Source organism: Faecalibacterium prausnitzii (assembly GCF_019967995.1).
Classification (GTDB): Bacteria; Bacillota; Clostridia; order Oscillospirales; family Ruminococcaceae; genus Faecalibacterium; species Faecalibacterium prausnitzii_E.
Window position 1 is genome coordinate 535305 of record NZ_CP065377.1, and the last position, 13251, is coordinate 548555.

Sequence of the window (13251 nt, forward strand, 5' to 3'; positions counted from 1 at the left end):
TGCACAATCTTATTTGACAATAATGCGGAGTTTACCTTCGTCTTTGCCTTTGGTATAGCCAGCAATCAGCTCATTCAGTTTCAGTTTGAAGGTAGCTTCATCCATCGGCGGCAGCTTCGTCAGCTTGTCCATCAAATCTTTTGCATCCACTACCACAGGTTCAAAGCCCTTCAGCAATGCCTGAATCGCCTTGATGAAGAAATCGTCAACACGCTTCGGCAAAGTACCAGATGCAGTAAAGTCATCAATCGCTTTCTGCTGTTCTGCGCTCAAGTACTCTTTCTGGCTTGCCACAATCGGGTCAGAAATCGTATTCAATAGAGTCTGCGTCCACTCCGTTACTAGATCATCAATCCGAATATCCAGATTGTCCAGCTGACCTGCAACATTCAGCACCGGATCACCAAGGTGATAGCCACAATGCGGACAGATATGGGTTGTTTTCAGTTCGGTCGGGGTCAACTCATAGCAGACCTTCAGGTTTGCCATGTCCTGCTCGATCTTTGTCAGTTTGGCTACCGAAAGGATTTCAACGCCGCGCAGCTTTCGCAGATTTGCCAGTGCAAGGCTCTCCTGTAATTTACCGCGTCGCTTTGCATCGTCAATGTCCAGACGCTTTTTCTTATGTTCTTCAAAATAAATGCCGATATACTCTTCTTTGACCTTTTCCAGCGCGGTATTGACCTTCTGCGCTGCTGCTTCGCCGGATGCACCGGTCAGGATGCTGTCACGCGCGGAGCGAAACTCGTCTTTTGCCGCTTCCAGTCTTTGTTTGAAATTTGCGCCAAGGTCGATGAACTCAATGTTGCTCATATAAGAGACATTGTTTGCACAATCCGTTTTGAAGGTTACATATTCCGTAATTGCCTTGATCAATGCAATTTGCCCTGCCAGCTTATCAATATCATCAAAAGTCAGCGTGAAGTTATTCAATTTCGCCGGAGTATTGAACCGTGCAGAATAATTGCTGAATTCATCCTTAACCGCTGCACAAGCTTTCTGCATAGCGATTATATGCTGCGCATCCACAAGCGGTTCATTCCAAAGCTCAAGGCCATTATTCAGTTTCTGGTTTGCAAGAACAGCAGCGTTGCTCGTATCCTGTGCCTTTTTCAGCAACTGCTTGACGCCTTCATCGCGATCATTTGGGTTGTCCAGCAAAGCCGGATTGATTTCCAGCACATCAAAGAGCTTTTTCAACTCTGCCATTGCCATCTGTGCAGGCCGTGCCAGATATTTGAACTCATACAAGTCCAGGACACCAATGCGAGGCACCGTATCCAGATTCGATGCACTCAGGACAGTGCCATTGCGCAGAGTCATCGTTGCATAGCCCGCATATACCATGGACAAAAAGATGATCGGTGTAAAAAGATAGTTAATCTTGAAATGCTTATCTTCGTACTGGTCATCATATTTGACATCAAAGATATCCGAATAATTGATAACGCCCTGCGGCGGCAACTGCTTCAGTTGATTGATATAGTAGGCTGCGTACTTGGAACCTTCCGGTCGAATCTTATCGCCATCCAGAACGCCAAAGCTCTGGAGCATCAAGGTCGCAATCTGCGTTTTACGACCGGCAAAGTAATCAAATGCCTGCCGAACATTTTCTTCTATGTTCTTCCGGGTTACCTTCGTCTTCATCATAGGACAATCCGGATACTTGCCGCAGAAATATTCATCCAGGCACAAGGAAGCTGCCAGATCAACAGTATCCTTGAAGTCCATATCCCGATTATAACGTCCACGGAGCACTTCAATCATCTTGCGTTTCTGCCCTTTATACTGGACATCAAAGCAAGTGTTTTTGTTTTCACTTAGATACTTGATCAGTTTTTTGCGGTTCATCGCTGCTTTGTTCAGATACGCATCCTTATCTTTGCCTTCGCTGATCTGCGCCTGTGCATTCGCAGCAGAGAAGATTCCCAGAATTTCCTTGAACTCTGCGGTAGATTTGAAGAAAAAGTAAACTTCGTCCTCCAGATTTTTCACCGCAATACTGCCGGTACTATATGGCGGCATGATATGGATATAGAAATCGCGCTCCGGCTGTGCAGTACTGCGCTCTCCCGGCAGACCAAGGAATAGATAGCCCTCACGGAAAATGTTATGGCTGTCCCAGTTCAGGTCACGCTGGTAAATCTCAAATCCTGGAACATACTGCTTTGCGTCCCAATCAAGGCAACTATAAATCAGTTGATAAAAATAACGATTCAGCTCGCCATCTGCCATGATGGAAGCTTTTTGTTTGATTTTCTCATCATAGTCAACAACCTTATCCACATCAATGTAGTATTGGTTATTAGCATCGTTATAGATAATAAACTGACCGGATACCGTGGTCATAATATCCTTCAACGTAGTTTTGATTAGAGCCAGCAAGAAGTCCGCATCCTGCTCCGGCATCGTCAGGAACAAGCAAAGATCATCTTTCAAGTTCTCTGCCGTCAGTCCGAAATGTACATCCAAGCCATTCGTAGTCAGACGATGGACACTCAGTGCATAGATAATTTTAATTGCCAGCGGCTTGTATGCGGGTTTAGGGAATGCACGGTTAATGATATCCTCCAGCTGTCCACTGGCAGTAACAACACGGTTGATGGTTACGTCACTCTTGAGCAATCCGTTGGATTTGATTGCAGGCCAATAATTATCAAAAGAGATGATGCCCGGCTCGTTCTCTGGCACATCACGGTTAAAAATGTCGCGGATTGTCATCGAGATGTTTTTCAGAATATGTCGATTTTCTATCAGGTAAATTTTGTTGAACACGTCAATGTAGGACGGATGGATTGGGAACAGGTCCACAAACTCATCCATCCGGGAAGACATGCCTGTGTAAAGCATCGAGAATTTTTCCAGATGCTTACGGATCAAAGCCTTCTGCTCCGGCGTTTTCTTCAAAATACGCTCAGACACAACATAAGATGTTGCCTCTTTGGTGATGATCATCTGTGTAAAACGATCAGAGACATGCTTCAAATTATCCGATACAAAACTGAACCGAGGATTGTCAAAAATCTTTTCCTGTACGCCAAAGATAACTCGAAGCTTGCTCTTGGAGCACATCTCACCCAGCGCACGGAAAAATTCCAGATCCAAAACGATTTCACGTTCATTCCGAGAAGATAAGTAGCTAAGGAACTCATCTACAACAATCAGATAGCCTTTATCCGGATATTTTGCCGAAAATGCTGCCATCATATCTTTGACAACAGCTTTAGGGCTTCGTACACTATTATACTCTGGCACATCAAAATCAATGCCACGCTCATCAAAGTCATCCTGAACATATCCCATGATCACGTCATACAGGGACATTCTTGTTCCGCCGATTTCGATGCGAAGGACTTCAAATTTACCTGCAATACATTCCATTTCTTCAGCAAATTTCTTATTCTGGAGATATTGCAAGTTATCAGCATCTTTTGCAATTGCTGAGATAACACTCATCAAATGCGATTTACCAGTACCGTAGTTACCCACAACGAGGACACCCTTGTTGTCAACAACTTCATCCATCTGAAGCTGTTCTAGCACAGGGCTTTTCAAGCTCTGTACCATCGCGTCTGACATTATGTATGTTTTCACATACTCTCGTGCCTTATTGCTGTCATCCGCTGTCACAAGCTGAATAACATCCTCAATCGGGTTAAAGCTGATCAAGTCAGAGTACTTCACCGTTTTATCCTCCCTCAAACAACACAGATTATGTCGTATTGCTCTATATCGTATTCTTTATAGTCATCATATCCATCTTCTGCATAAACCAATTTTCCGTCTATCACAGTTCCTGGCCACAAAACAGAAAATGCCTTGCTTCGGTTCGCAACTGTAAGAAGTTGCAGTACATCTATCTTGTATGCTGGATTGAACAGCACGTCAAAATTTCGGATACAACTGTTTTCCGGAACATCAGCAAGGACTTTCTGGAAACAGCGTTCAATCTTCAAAGTTCTTCGTTCTGGATTGATTTTGATGAGCAGTGCCGCAAGTTCCTCATTCAATGCAACCTGGTGTAGATCTTCGCAGTATTTTTCATCACAATAGATGACGGGTCTCATCAGTCCTACCTGACTTTCAGCTTGATGCAACCGATACTGTATTATATTTCCCATTCAGCCACCATCCTTATTCTACACTATCAGTTGTCTCTTTATCCAAATCATCAGGAATAAAATCCAATACATCGTCAGCCGTACAGCCTAGCGCAAGACAAACTTTTTCCACCATCTCAATGGAAACAGGCGCTCCACGTCCCATTTTGCCAATGGTGCTTATGCTGACCCCTGCAAGTTCGCACAGCTCTTTCTTCTTCATTTTCTTGTCAATCAACAGCTTGAACAACTTATTGTACGATACTGCCATCGTCTTTGCCTCCCGCGTGAAAAATTCTATTAAATATTATATTTTTTCTATTTTCAAGTATAGCACTTTTCAGTTTTTTAGTAAACGAAAAATTGTGCGTTCAAAATGTTTTTTGTCTATTAGAGACAGTTTCCAATAAATTAAAATGTTGTCCGTAGTACCGGGCTGCACACTTGTTCCGGACGCTCTATCAAAGAAAAGTTCTGAGTTGATTGTCTGCACTCGTGTCCATTGTGCTTTTTTAGCCTACGCTAAAAGGCGCACTCTGCAACAGCCATTCATAAATTTCCATTTTTCACCCAGATATAATAATCATGATCCAAAGCCTCTGAGTCGAAAGACTCAGGGGCTTTTTTATGTCTGGAGGTGAGCACTTTGTTATTCCGCACCATCACTATCATTATTACCATCGTATTTTAAAGCGCAGCAGCGCAGAAAGGAGAAAGCATTATGAACTTTTGGTCCGAAATCGTCAAAGAGGTTGGCACCGTCCTGGTGGAAGTCCTCGTCCGCATCGCTGAAGAAATGGAAAACAACAATTGATCACAGTACACTGAAAAGTAGATTTTACTATGCCCGCAAATGTTGAAACGATGTTCTCTGTCCGTGAGACCCCTTGGCACGGCCTTGGCCGTATCATTATGGATGCCCCTGCAAGCCGTGAAGCCTTGGAACTGGCCGGTCTGGATTGGCAGGTGGAGAGCCGCAATATCTATTCCGGCACGGGTGCTATGATCCCCGGCTATCGCGCAAATGTCCGCGGCACTGATGATGCTGTTCTGGGTGTGGTATCCGACCGCTACCGCATTGTGCAGAACGAAGAAGCATTTCAGTTCACCGATGACCTGCTGGGTGAAGGTGTTACTTACGAAACTGCCGGTTCTTTGCAGGGCGGCAAGAAGGTCTGGATGCTGGCAAGGCTTCCGAGGAAATATCTTATCGCTGGAGATCAGGTAGTACCATATCTTGTAATCTTCAACAGTCATGACGGAAGTTCTGGTGTGAAAGTGGCCATGACTCCGATCCGTGTAGTCTGCCAGAACACGCTGAACCTCGCGCTGAATACCGCAAAGCGCAGCTGGACTGCACGCCACACCGAAAATGTTCTGCTGCGGGTGCAGGATGCCCGTGAGACCCTGCAGCTGGCCAGCAACTATATGGTTGAACTCGGCAACCGTGGCGAAGAGCTGGCTCGTATCAATTTATCCGATCACAAGGTGCAGGAGTTCATCAATGAGTTTTTCCCGATTTCTGAGGACCTGTCCGATTGCCAGCGGAAGAATAATCTGCGCCTGCAGGAAGAGCTGAAGACTCGCTACTACAACGCACCGGATCTGGAATGGGTCGGCAAGAACGGTTGGCGCTTTATCAACGCAGTCTCTGATTTTGCCACCCACGCAGACCCTCTCCGCAAGACCAAAAACTACAACGAAAACCTGTTCCTGCGCACCGCAGAGGGCAACCCCATGATCGACAAGGCTTACAAGATGGTGCTGGCATCAGCATAAAGGAGCAAGCCATGAATGATGTAAATAACCGCATTTTCAGGGAATTCACGGAATTTTTTGACAACGTTGAGAAGAGTGCTTCTGAAATCAGCGTTACCATGGCTTATGAGATCACGATGAAAAGTACCATCAGCACCGCCATTATTGTTTTGGAATCCGAGGGCAGACTGGAGGAGCGCTACTGGAACCATCTCAGGGTGCAAAATAATATTCTGGATTTTCTTTATGACCTGTGGGTTGGCTCTTGCCATTCATTGGCCAGTGACTTTTCCACGATCATGAAAGACTTGGTGGAATACGACTTCATCATTACCGAATCAATTATGAGAGAAAGGATGCAAAGCGCATGAAAAGATTGATTTCAACTTTGAACCTGTCCAAAGAGGATTGGCTCCGCTACCGCAAGTGCGGTATTACCGGCACCGATGCAGGTGCCATTCTGGGTGTAAATCCCTATCGTTCTGCTTTTCAGTTTTACTGCGACAAAAACAGCGAAACTATTGAGAGCATCGATAATGAGGCTATGCGCCAGGGACGCGATCTGGAAGATTATGTGGCGCAGCGGTTCACAGAGGCCACCGGTCTGAAAGTACGCCGTGCAAATGCCATTTACCAGAGTGAGGAACATCCGCTGCTTCTGGCAGATTTTGACCGCCTGATCGTTGGACAGAAGGCCGGGCTGGAGTGCAAGACAGTCTCGCCGTTTTCTGCGGACAAATGGGCGGATGGCAAAATCCCCGCACATTACATGGCTCAGGTCAATCACTATCTGGCTGTCAGCGGTTTTGACTGCTGGTACATTGCTGCTCTGATTTTCGGGAAGGAACTGGTGATTCACAAGATCACAACCGACAAAGAAGTTCTGAACAACCTCATTGCCAGAGAAGAGCACTTCTGGAAATACAACGTGATGCCCGAAATTCCGCCTGTGCCTACCGGAAGCGAAGGGGATACGCAGCAGATCAATCAGCTGTACTCTGCAGATGATCGAAACAAAACTGCCGATCTGAATTCCATCCGTAATCTGTTGGACAAGCGGCAGGAGCTTTCCATCCAAATCGAGCAGATGGAACAGAAGAAAACGGCCATCGAGCAGCAGGTCAAGCTGCAAATGCAGGATGCTGCCTATGGCACAGCACCGGGTTATAAGGTATCGTGGGTATCCTCCGAAAGCAAGCGTGTGGATTCCCAGCGTTTGAAGAAAGAACAGCCCGATATTTTCAATCGGTACAGCAAGAATGTAAGCAGCCGCAGGTTTACCATTATCCATGCAGCACAATTTTTGTACGCCTATAGGAACACAAAATTCGCATTTTAGCTATTTTTGTTTAATAGAAAAGCACAATACTGTTTACACAACAATAATTGTATGCTAAGATAAGAATATGAGGTGATGCACGATGGTTCTGCGCAAAAGTTATTTGGATAAGATCATTCCTTTTATCGATCAGGATCTGATCAAAGTTTTGGTTGGAATCCGGCGCTGTGGAAAAACAGTCCTTCTCGGTCAGATCAAGGACGTGCTCCTCCAGCGCAACATTCCCGCACAGAACATTATTCAGGCCAATTTTGAGTCCATGCGCTTCCGCAACACCCGTACTGCAGAAACGCTTTACGACTACATCGCAGAAAAAGCGGAAGGCTGCACCGGCAAAATTTATATTCTTCTGGATGAGATTCAGGAGGTGGAGCGCTGGCAGATTGCAATCAATTCTCTTCGTGTCGATTTCGATTGTGATATTTACCTGACCGGCTCCAATTCCAAGCTGCTTTCCGGCGAATTGGCAACCTATCTTTCCGGACGATACATCCAGATTCAGGTTTTCCCCTTTTCGCTGGCCGAAGCAAAACAGCAATGCATTGAAAACGGAACCTATACTTCGGATGAAAAGCTCTTCGCAGACTATTTGAAGTACGGCGGTTTTCCGCAGCGTTTCTTCCTCCCTGACGATCATTCAATCACCACCTATCTGGACGATCTTTACGAGGCTATCATTGTCCGTGACATCATGCTGCGCCACAATATTCGCGAACAGACTGCATTACGTAATGTCCTTGCATTCCTGCTGGACAATATCGGCAATCCGTTTTCTGCCCGTAATATCAGTGGACGCATGGTTTCGGAAGGAATCAAGACAACCACTGCTACCGTACTGAACTACGTTGATTATTTCAAGGAAGCCTTTATCCTTCTAAATGCACGCCGCTATGATATCAAAGGAAAAGCGCTCCTGTCCAGCACAGAAAAGTACTATGCAGTCGATCTTGGCCTGCGGAACGTTATCAAGAAAAGCGAAGAGCTTGACAGCAACAAGCTGTATGAGAACATCGTATATCTGGAAATGCGGAGCCGTGGCTATGAAGTTCAGGTCGGCAAGCTGGACGACACCGAAATTGATTTTATCTGCTACCGTGGAGATGAAAAGCTCTATATTCAGGTTGCTTACCTGATCACTCCCGCCGATGAAGAACGGGAGTTCGGTAATCTTGAACGGCTGCACGACAACTATCCTAAGTATGTTATCAGTGGTGACTTGGTGAATTTAAGCCGAAACGGAATCATTCATCGAAACATCATTGATTTTCTGCTCAATCCGTAACTTTCACATCATGGGGCACAACAGTTGACGCTGTTGTGCCCTTTTTTCTTTATCAGAATTGGAGGCATTCTTATGGAAAATCCATTCGTAAAATTATTTGCTATCGACTTCAAAGATCATCTGGAAGTCAAAAAGTCCGGCAATACCGAGCTGAAATATGTAAGCTGGGCGTATGCTTGGGCAGAGGTAAAAAAGCTGTATCCCTCTGCCAGCTATGAGGTCAAGAAATTCAACGGCCTGCCCTATGTTTATGATCCCATAACCGGCTTCATGGTGTACACCTCGGTCACGATTGAGGGCGTTTCGCACGAAATGTGGCTGCCTGTACTGGATGGCGCAAACAAAGCCATGAAAGCTGTGCCTTACACCTATACTACCCCGAAATGGGACTACAATCCTCAGACCCGCCGCCGTGAAAAGGTCGGCATGGAAGAGCGCACCGTAGAAGCAGCCTCCATGTTCGATGTGAATAAGGCTATCATGCGGTGCTTGGTAAAGAACCTCGCTATGTTTGGTCTGGGCCTGTACGTTTATGCCGGAGAGGATTTGCCGGAAGATGCTGCACCGCAGCCGGAGACAGAGCCGCAAAAGCAGCCGAAACCGAGACCCACCAGCCAAAAGCAGGAACAGCCGCCTGTGCCCTGCATCTGTGCCCGGTGCAACCAGCCTATCAAGAGGGTCAAGCTGAAGGATGGCTCCATCATGCAGGCGGCAGAGTTTGCCGCCACCCATGAGGGGATGTGCGCAGACTGCTATAAAGCAACCAGATTGAACGTAGCATAATAAAACCGCTCTATTTCGATGTCACTTGATTCTTGTATGATTCTATATTTCATGGTACACTTACAGTAGTAAGTTCTGAAAGCTCTCCTCTGTGAGCGGAAAGGAGCATTGCATGAAAGATTTGCAGTTTCCTGTTGGAATCTCGAATTTTGAAAAGATTCGAGAAGGCGGGTATTATTATATCGACAAGACCACTCTGATTTCTGAACTTCTTAGCGGAGGTATCGCTGAAGTAACATTGATTACTCGCCCTCGTCGCTTCGGAAAATCCCTTGGTATGAGCACTCTCGCAAATTTTCTGGACATCCGCAAAGACAGCAAGCAGATGTTTGAGGGATTGGCGATTTCCAAAAATACAGAACTTTGCAAAAAATGGATGAACCAGTGTCCTGTGGTATTTTTCTCTTTCAAGGATACGGACGGTCTGACCTTTGAAAGTGCCTACGGAATGCTGTGCATGAAACTGGCATTTGCATTTCAGGATTATCAGTTTCTTTTGGATGACGATGCTATTTCTGACGATGACAAAGGCATCTTTAAGCGAATTCTGGGACGCACTGCATCCATAGATGAAACCAAAAGCTGCTTTTTGCTATTGACCCGGATGCTGGAAATCCACTTCAAAAAATCGGCGGTCGTCATTCTAGATGAGTACGATGTTCCTATTGCCAAAGCCAGCAGCAACGGATATTATTCGCAGATGCTGGACGTGATGCGAGCTATGATGAGCACCACGCTCAAAGACAATACTTCGCTTGACTTTGCTGTTATTACCGGCTGCCTGAAAATTGCAAAAGAAAGCATCTTTACCGGGACGAACAATTTTGTTTCGGATACGATTCTTTCTCCCCGGTTGAGCGAATCCTTTGGTTTTACACAGGCAGATGTAGATCAAATGCTGAAAGATGCTGATCTTGAATCGCAGTCTGCTGAAATCAAGACATGGTACGACGGTTATCATTTTGGCGATGCAGACATTTATTGTCCGTGGGACGTAATCAGTTATCTGCGGGATTTCCAGTATGGTGTAGCACAGAAGCCGAAAAGCTATTGGAAAAACACCAGTGATAACGCCATCATCCGTTCTTTCATCGACTATGCAGGCAACAATATCACCACAAAGCTTGAAACTCTGATGGCTGGCGGCTCTATTGTTCAGCATATTGAAGAAAACCTGACCTACGATTATCTACACTCCTCTGAGGAAAATCTTTGGAGTGTGCTGTATCTGACAGGTTATCTGACCAAGGTGCGGGATAAGGATCTGACAGATTCGCTGCCGGATGGTTGCTCTGCATTGATGATTCCCAATGCAGAGATTCGGGAAATTTTTGAAACCACTGTAAGCAAATGGTTTGACGACAGTGCAAAGGCATGGAATCGCAGCCCGTTGTTTGATGCAGTCTGGAGCGGAAACAACGAAGCTCTGACAAAAGAGATGACCAAGCTGCTGCGTATGACTATCAGCTACCATGACTATCGGGAGGATTTTTACCACGCTTTCCTTGCAGGCATCTTTACTGGTGCTGGCTATGTGGTGGAATCCAACAAAGAGCATGGCGAGGGGCGCAGCGATGTTATTGTAAAGGATATCCGCAATGGCCGTGTGGCAATTTTTGAAGCCAAGTATGCAAAAACTCTGGATGCTCTGCCGGATGCCTGTGATACTGCCATTCAGCAGATCAATGACCGGATGTACGCAGCGGACTTCCGGGATGACTATGATGACATCCTCTGTTATGGCATCGCATTCTTCAAAAAGCGTTGCATGGTAAGGAAAAAATAATTATCTACTGGGGAGTATCTTCGGATGCTCCCCTTCACTTTTTACAGGACAGTCCAAATGGATTGTCCTGTTTTTATTTGGAGGCACACAATGAAAGAGCAAAAAATCAAAGTCCTTGCGCTCCTGCCAATGGAGCTGCCAAAGGAGATTGATCTTGACAACACGCTTGAAGCCATGCAGAAATTTGTAGGCGGGCTGATCGAATGCATCGCCTTAAGTGATACCGGTTCAGAGGTCACACTGGTCTGCAACGATGAAGGCAAGCTGCTTGGCCTGCCGCTCAATCGTCCGCTGTGGGATGGAGCCGATGTTCTTGCCGGGCCGGGATTTCTGGCCGGATGCGACAACGAAGGAAATATGACTTCTCTGCCGCAGAGCGCAATGGACTTCTACAAAGAGAAATTCAGAGCTTTTATCATTGAAATTTAAGGAGGAACGTCCTATGACCTTTCATGCAATGACCGAACACTACGAGGAGATTACAGTTTGCGGAAAGCCTGCGCTGTTCACCAGCATCCGCATCAAGAGAGATACCATCCCGGATGGTCTGTACGCCTACGATGTCCGGCACGACGATGAGTGCCGGGGCATCCCTTGTGAGATCGCACCCTTCGTGATGGTCAACCACTGGGGCACCATCATCCTTGCGGAACCGCTGGAACTGCCGGATGATGGGCGGCGATATATTGACGAGGATACCGACTGGAACTACGCTCCTTTGGATGGCGAGGACACCGCCAATCACAAACCGTGCACTACCATTTCTGATTTTATGACCGCCTATGCCCACTAAAACTGTATTAAAAATACCGTATATTCTGTTTTGTATTAAAATCAGCGGTTTTCAGGCTATTTCGAGCTGCAAAATACAGTCTTAAAAATGTCGCTCGTTATCTTTGAGCCAGAAAGGAGACGCATGAACATCTATGGCTATTGCCGCATCTCTACGGCAAAGCAGAGCATTGACCGTCAGATCCGCAACATCAGGGCCGAATACCCGACTGCCCATATCGTGCAGGAAGCCTACACCGGTACATCTATCTTTCGCCCGGAGTGGCTGAAGCTTTACCGGGTTCTGAAAGCAGGAGATACGGTGGTGTTCGATTCGGTGTCCCGAATGTCCAGAAATGCAGAAGAGGGTTTTGCTCTGTACGAAGACCTCTACCATAAGGGCATCCGGCTGGTGTTCTTGAAAGAGCACCACATCGACACCGAGACCTACAAAAAAGCCCTGTCCGGCAGCATTGCCATGACAGGGACAAATGTGGACTTCATCTTGAAGGGCATCAACGAGTATCTGATGGCCTTGGCAAAGGAGCAGATCAAACTGGCCTTTGAACAGTCCGAAAAAGAAGTTGCCGATTTGCACCAGCGCACCCGTGAGGGACTTTTGACGGCCAGGCTGAACGGCAAGCAGGTTGGCCGTAAGAAAGGCACTGGCTTTGAAACGAAAAAAGCCAGAGAAGCCAAGCAAATCATCCGCACCCATTGCAAGACCTTTGGCGGCACACTTGACGATGCCGAGTGCATGAAGCTCACAGGTCTTGCCCGGAATACCTATTATAAATATAAGCGTCAGATTCGTGCCGAACTGATAGCTGAACAGGATTTGCCGAAAGGAGCAAGTATCTTTTATGAACCGCCAAAATCATTCTGAGCCGGAGAACCGGCTCACTTCGGAGGAGCAGCAGGAGTTTTTGAAACTTCTGGCCCGTCTGTCCCCTGAACAGCGTGAAGCACTGAAAGAAGTGCTCAAGTCCTTTACTTAACAAAAATGTGCAGGGCGGCGTTGCTGCTACCCTGCACATTTTATTTTTTACTTCTACTCGAAGAACCGTTAATCAATTAAATCCAAGAACGCTGCGAAATTCTCTGCCATCAGTTCATCTTTTATTTTGCGTGTCCCATGACAACAGGTATATATCTTTTTATCGTATACATATATTGGATCTCCATTGCAAGTCGCAAAAACGAATCGCTCTTTGCCCATAGAATAATCGGATTGAATTGTTTCCAACTCATCTGCCGGAACGAATCTCACCGCATTACCATCCATGGTCACTTCAACATCCACAGGGTTCGCTTGTTGATAAAATTCTTTCAAAACCTCTGGGCAAGTGGAAAGCAGCTTTGTTTTTTCAAAAACATTCCGCTTATCTTGCTTAATGGCACTTCTGACAAAGTCATCTATCGACATAAGGAC

Annotated in this window: 14 protein-coding genes; 10 read left to right on the forward strand and 4 right to left on the reverse strand. The window is 46.2% G+C overall.

Features of this window, described 5'->3' with window-relative positions:
- Nucleotides 1-9 precede the first annotated feature (9 nt).
- From I5P96_RS02610 to I5P96_RS02620, 3 genes are read right to left on the reverse strand one after another with little or no spacing between them, the layout of a single operon-like run.
- Nucleotides 10-3684 carry a DUF6079 family protein gene (locus tag I5P96_RS02610; RefSeq protein ID WP_223382969.1) on the reverse strand — a complete coding sequence of 1225 codons (3675 nt, stop codon included), beginning with the start codon at nucleotides 3682-3684 and terminating at the stop codon, nucleotides 10-12.
- 14 nt (nucleotides 3685-3698) lie between these two features.
- On the reverse strand, nucleotides 3699-4121 hold the full coding sequence (gene brxF / locus I5P96_RS02615; RefSeq protein WP_223382970.1) for a BREX-3 system P-loop-containing protein BrxF: 423 nt from the start codon (nucleotides 4119-4121) through the stop codon (nucleotides 3699-3701).
- 13 nt (nucleotides 4122-4134) lie between these two features.
- Nucleotides 4135-4371: a helix-turn-helix domain-containing protein gene (locus I5P96_RS02620; RefSeq protein WP_223382971.1), complete on the reverse strand. Its 237-nt coding sequence runs from the start codon at nucleotides 4369-4371 to the stop codon at nucleotides 4135-4137.
- Nucleotides 4372-4943: 572 nt separating this feature from the next.
- On the opposite strand from I5P96_RS02620, the gene I5P96_RS02625 reads away from it, so the two are divergent.
- The 10 genes from I5P96_RS02625 to I5P96_RS14165 all read left to right on the forward strand — a co-directional run bounded on the left by I5P96_RS02625 (nucleotide 4944) and on the right by I5P96_RS14165 (nucleotide 12817).
- Nucleotides 4944-5879 carry a DUF932 domain-containing protein gene (locus tag I5P96_RS02625; RefSeq protein ID WP_223382972.1) on the forward strand — a complete coding sequence of 312 codons (936 nt, stop codon included), beginning with the start codon at nucleotides 4944-4946 and terminating at the stop codon, nucleotides 5877-5879.
- A gap of 11 nt (nucleotides 5880-5890) precedes the next feature.
- Nucleotides 5891-6229, forward strand: a complete 339-nt coding sequence (locus I5P96_RS02630; RefSeq protein WP_097784709.1) for a DUF3848 domain-containing protein — start codon at nucleotides 5891-5893, stop codon at nucleotides 6227-6229.
- Nucleotides 6226-7197, forward strand: a complete 972-nt coding sequence (locus tag I5P96_RS02635; RefSeq protein WP_223382973.1) for a YqaJ viral recombinase family protein — start codon at nucleotides 6226-6228, stop codon at nucleotides 7195-7197. The genes I5P96_RS02630 and I5P96_RS02635 overlap by 4 nt, the downstream gene beginning before the upstream one ends.
- An 82-nt stretch (nucleotides 7198-7279) precedes the next feature.
- Nucleotides 7280-8479, forward strand: coding sequence for an ATP-binding protein (locus I5P96_RS02640; protein WP_223382974.1), 1200 nt, complete (start codon nucleotides 7280-7282; stop codon nucleotides 8477-8479).
- Nucleotides 8480-8551: 72 nt separating this feature from the next.
- Nucleotides 8552-9262, forward strand: coding sequence for a DUF1071 domain-containing protein (locus tag I5P96_RS02645; protein WP_223382975.1), 711 nt, complete (start codon nucleotides 8552-8554; stop codon nucleotides 9260-9262).
- A gap of 112 nt (nucleotides 9263-9374) precedes the next feature.
- On the forward strand, nucleotides 9375-11048 hold the full coding sequence (locus tag I5P96_RS02650) for an AAA family ATPase (protein WP_223382976.1): 1674 nt from the start codon (nucleotides 9375-9377) through the stop codon (nucleotides 11046-11048).
- Between the two features lie 90 nt (nucleotides 11049-11138).
- Entirely contained in the window at nucleotides 11139-11477 is a 339-nt protein-coding gene (locus I5P96_RS02655; protein ID WP_223382977.1) for a DUF3846 domain-containing protein, read from the forward strand.
- Nucleotides 11478-11490: 13 nt separating this feature from the next.
- A complete protein-coding gene (locus I5P96_RS02660; RefSeq protein WP_097782641.1) occupies nucleotides 11491-11841 on the forward strand; it encodes an LPD28 domain-containing protein in 351 nt (116 codons plus the stop codon).
- A gap of 123 nt (nucleotides 11842-11964) precedes the next feature.
- Nucleotides 11965-12705 carry a recombinase family protein gene (locus I5P96_RS02665; RefSeq protein WP_223382978.1) on the forward strand — a complete coding sequence of 247 codons (741 nt, stop codon included), beginning with the start codon at nucleotides 11965-11967 and terminating at the stop codon, nucleotides 12703-12705.
- Entirely contained in the window at nucleotides 12683-12817 is a 135-nt protein-coding gene (locus I5P96_RS14165) for a hypothetical protein (protein WP_263286868.1), read from the forward strand. Before I5P96_RS02665 ends, I5P96_RS14165 begins: the two co-directional genes overlap by 23 nt.
- Nucleotides 12818-12885: 68 nt before the next feature.
- Here the strand turns inward: I5P96_RS14165 and I5P96_RS02670 are convergent, their stop codons facing one another.
- The gene (locus I5P96_RS02670; protein WP_223382979.1) at nucleotides 12886-13245 is read right to left on the reverse strand and encodes an SMI1/KNR4 family protein; all 360 of its coding nucleotides are present in this window, start codon (nucleotides 13243-13245) and stop codon (nucleotides 12886-12888) included.
- Between the last annotated feature and the right edge of the window lie 6 nt (nucleotides 13246-13251).

Coding starts and splice junctions, on each gene's coding strand:
- I5P96_RS02640 (WP_223382974.1), top strand. CDS start 7,280: ATGGTTCTGCGCAAAAGTTATTTGGATAAGATCATTCCTTTTATCGAT.
- I5P96_RS02625 (WP_223382972.1), top strand. CDS start 4,944: ATGCCCGCAAATGTTGAAACGATGTTCTCTGTCCGTGAGACCCCTTGG.
- I5P96_RS14165 (WP_263286868.1), top strand. CDS start 12,683: ATGAACCGCCAAAATCATTCTGAGCCGGAGAACCGGCTCACTTCGGAG.
- I5P96_RS02665 (WP_223382978.1), top strand. CDS start 11,965: ATGAACATCTATGGCTATTGCCGCATCTCTACGGCAAAGCAGAGCATT.
- I5P96_RS02655 (WP_223382977.1), top strand. CDS start 11,139: ATGAAAGAGCAAAAAATCAAAGTCCTTGCGCTCCTGCCAATGGAGCTG.
- I5P96_RS02650 (WP_223382976.1), top strand. CDS start 9,375: ATGAAAGATTTGCAGTTTCCTGTTGGAATCTCGAATTTTGAAAAGATT.
- I5P96_RS02645 (WP_223382975.1), top strand. CDS start 8,552: ATGGAAAATCCATTCGTAAAATTATTTGCTATCGACTTCAAAGATCAT.
- I5P96_RS02660 (WP_097782641.1), top strand. CDS start 11,491: ATGACCTTTCATGCAATGACCGAACACTACGAGGAGATTACAGTTTGC.
- I5P96_RS02630 (WP_097784709.1), top strand. CDS start 5,891: ATGAATGATGTAAATAACCGCATTTTCAGGGAATTCACGGAATTTTTT.
- I5P96_RS02635 (WP_223382973.1), top strand. CDS start 6,226: ATGAAAAGATTGATTTCAACTTTGAACCTGTCCAAAGAGGATTGGCTC.
- brxF (WP_223382970.1), bottom strand. CDS start 4,121: ATGGGAAATATAATACAGTATCGGTTGCATCAAGCTGAAAGTCAGGTA.
- I5P96_RS02620 (WP_223382971.1), bottom strand. CDS start 4,371: ATGGCAGTATCGTACAATAAGTTGTTCAAGCTGTTGATTGACAAGAAA.
- I5P96_RS02670 (WP_223382979.1), bottom strand. CDS start 13,245: ATGTCGATAGATGACTTTGTCAGAAGTGCCATTAAGCAAGATAAGCGG.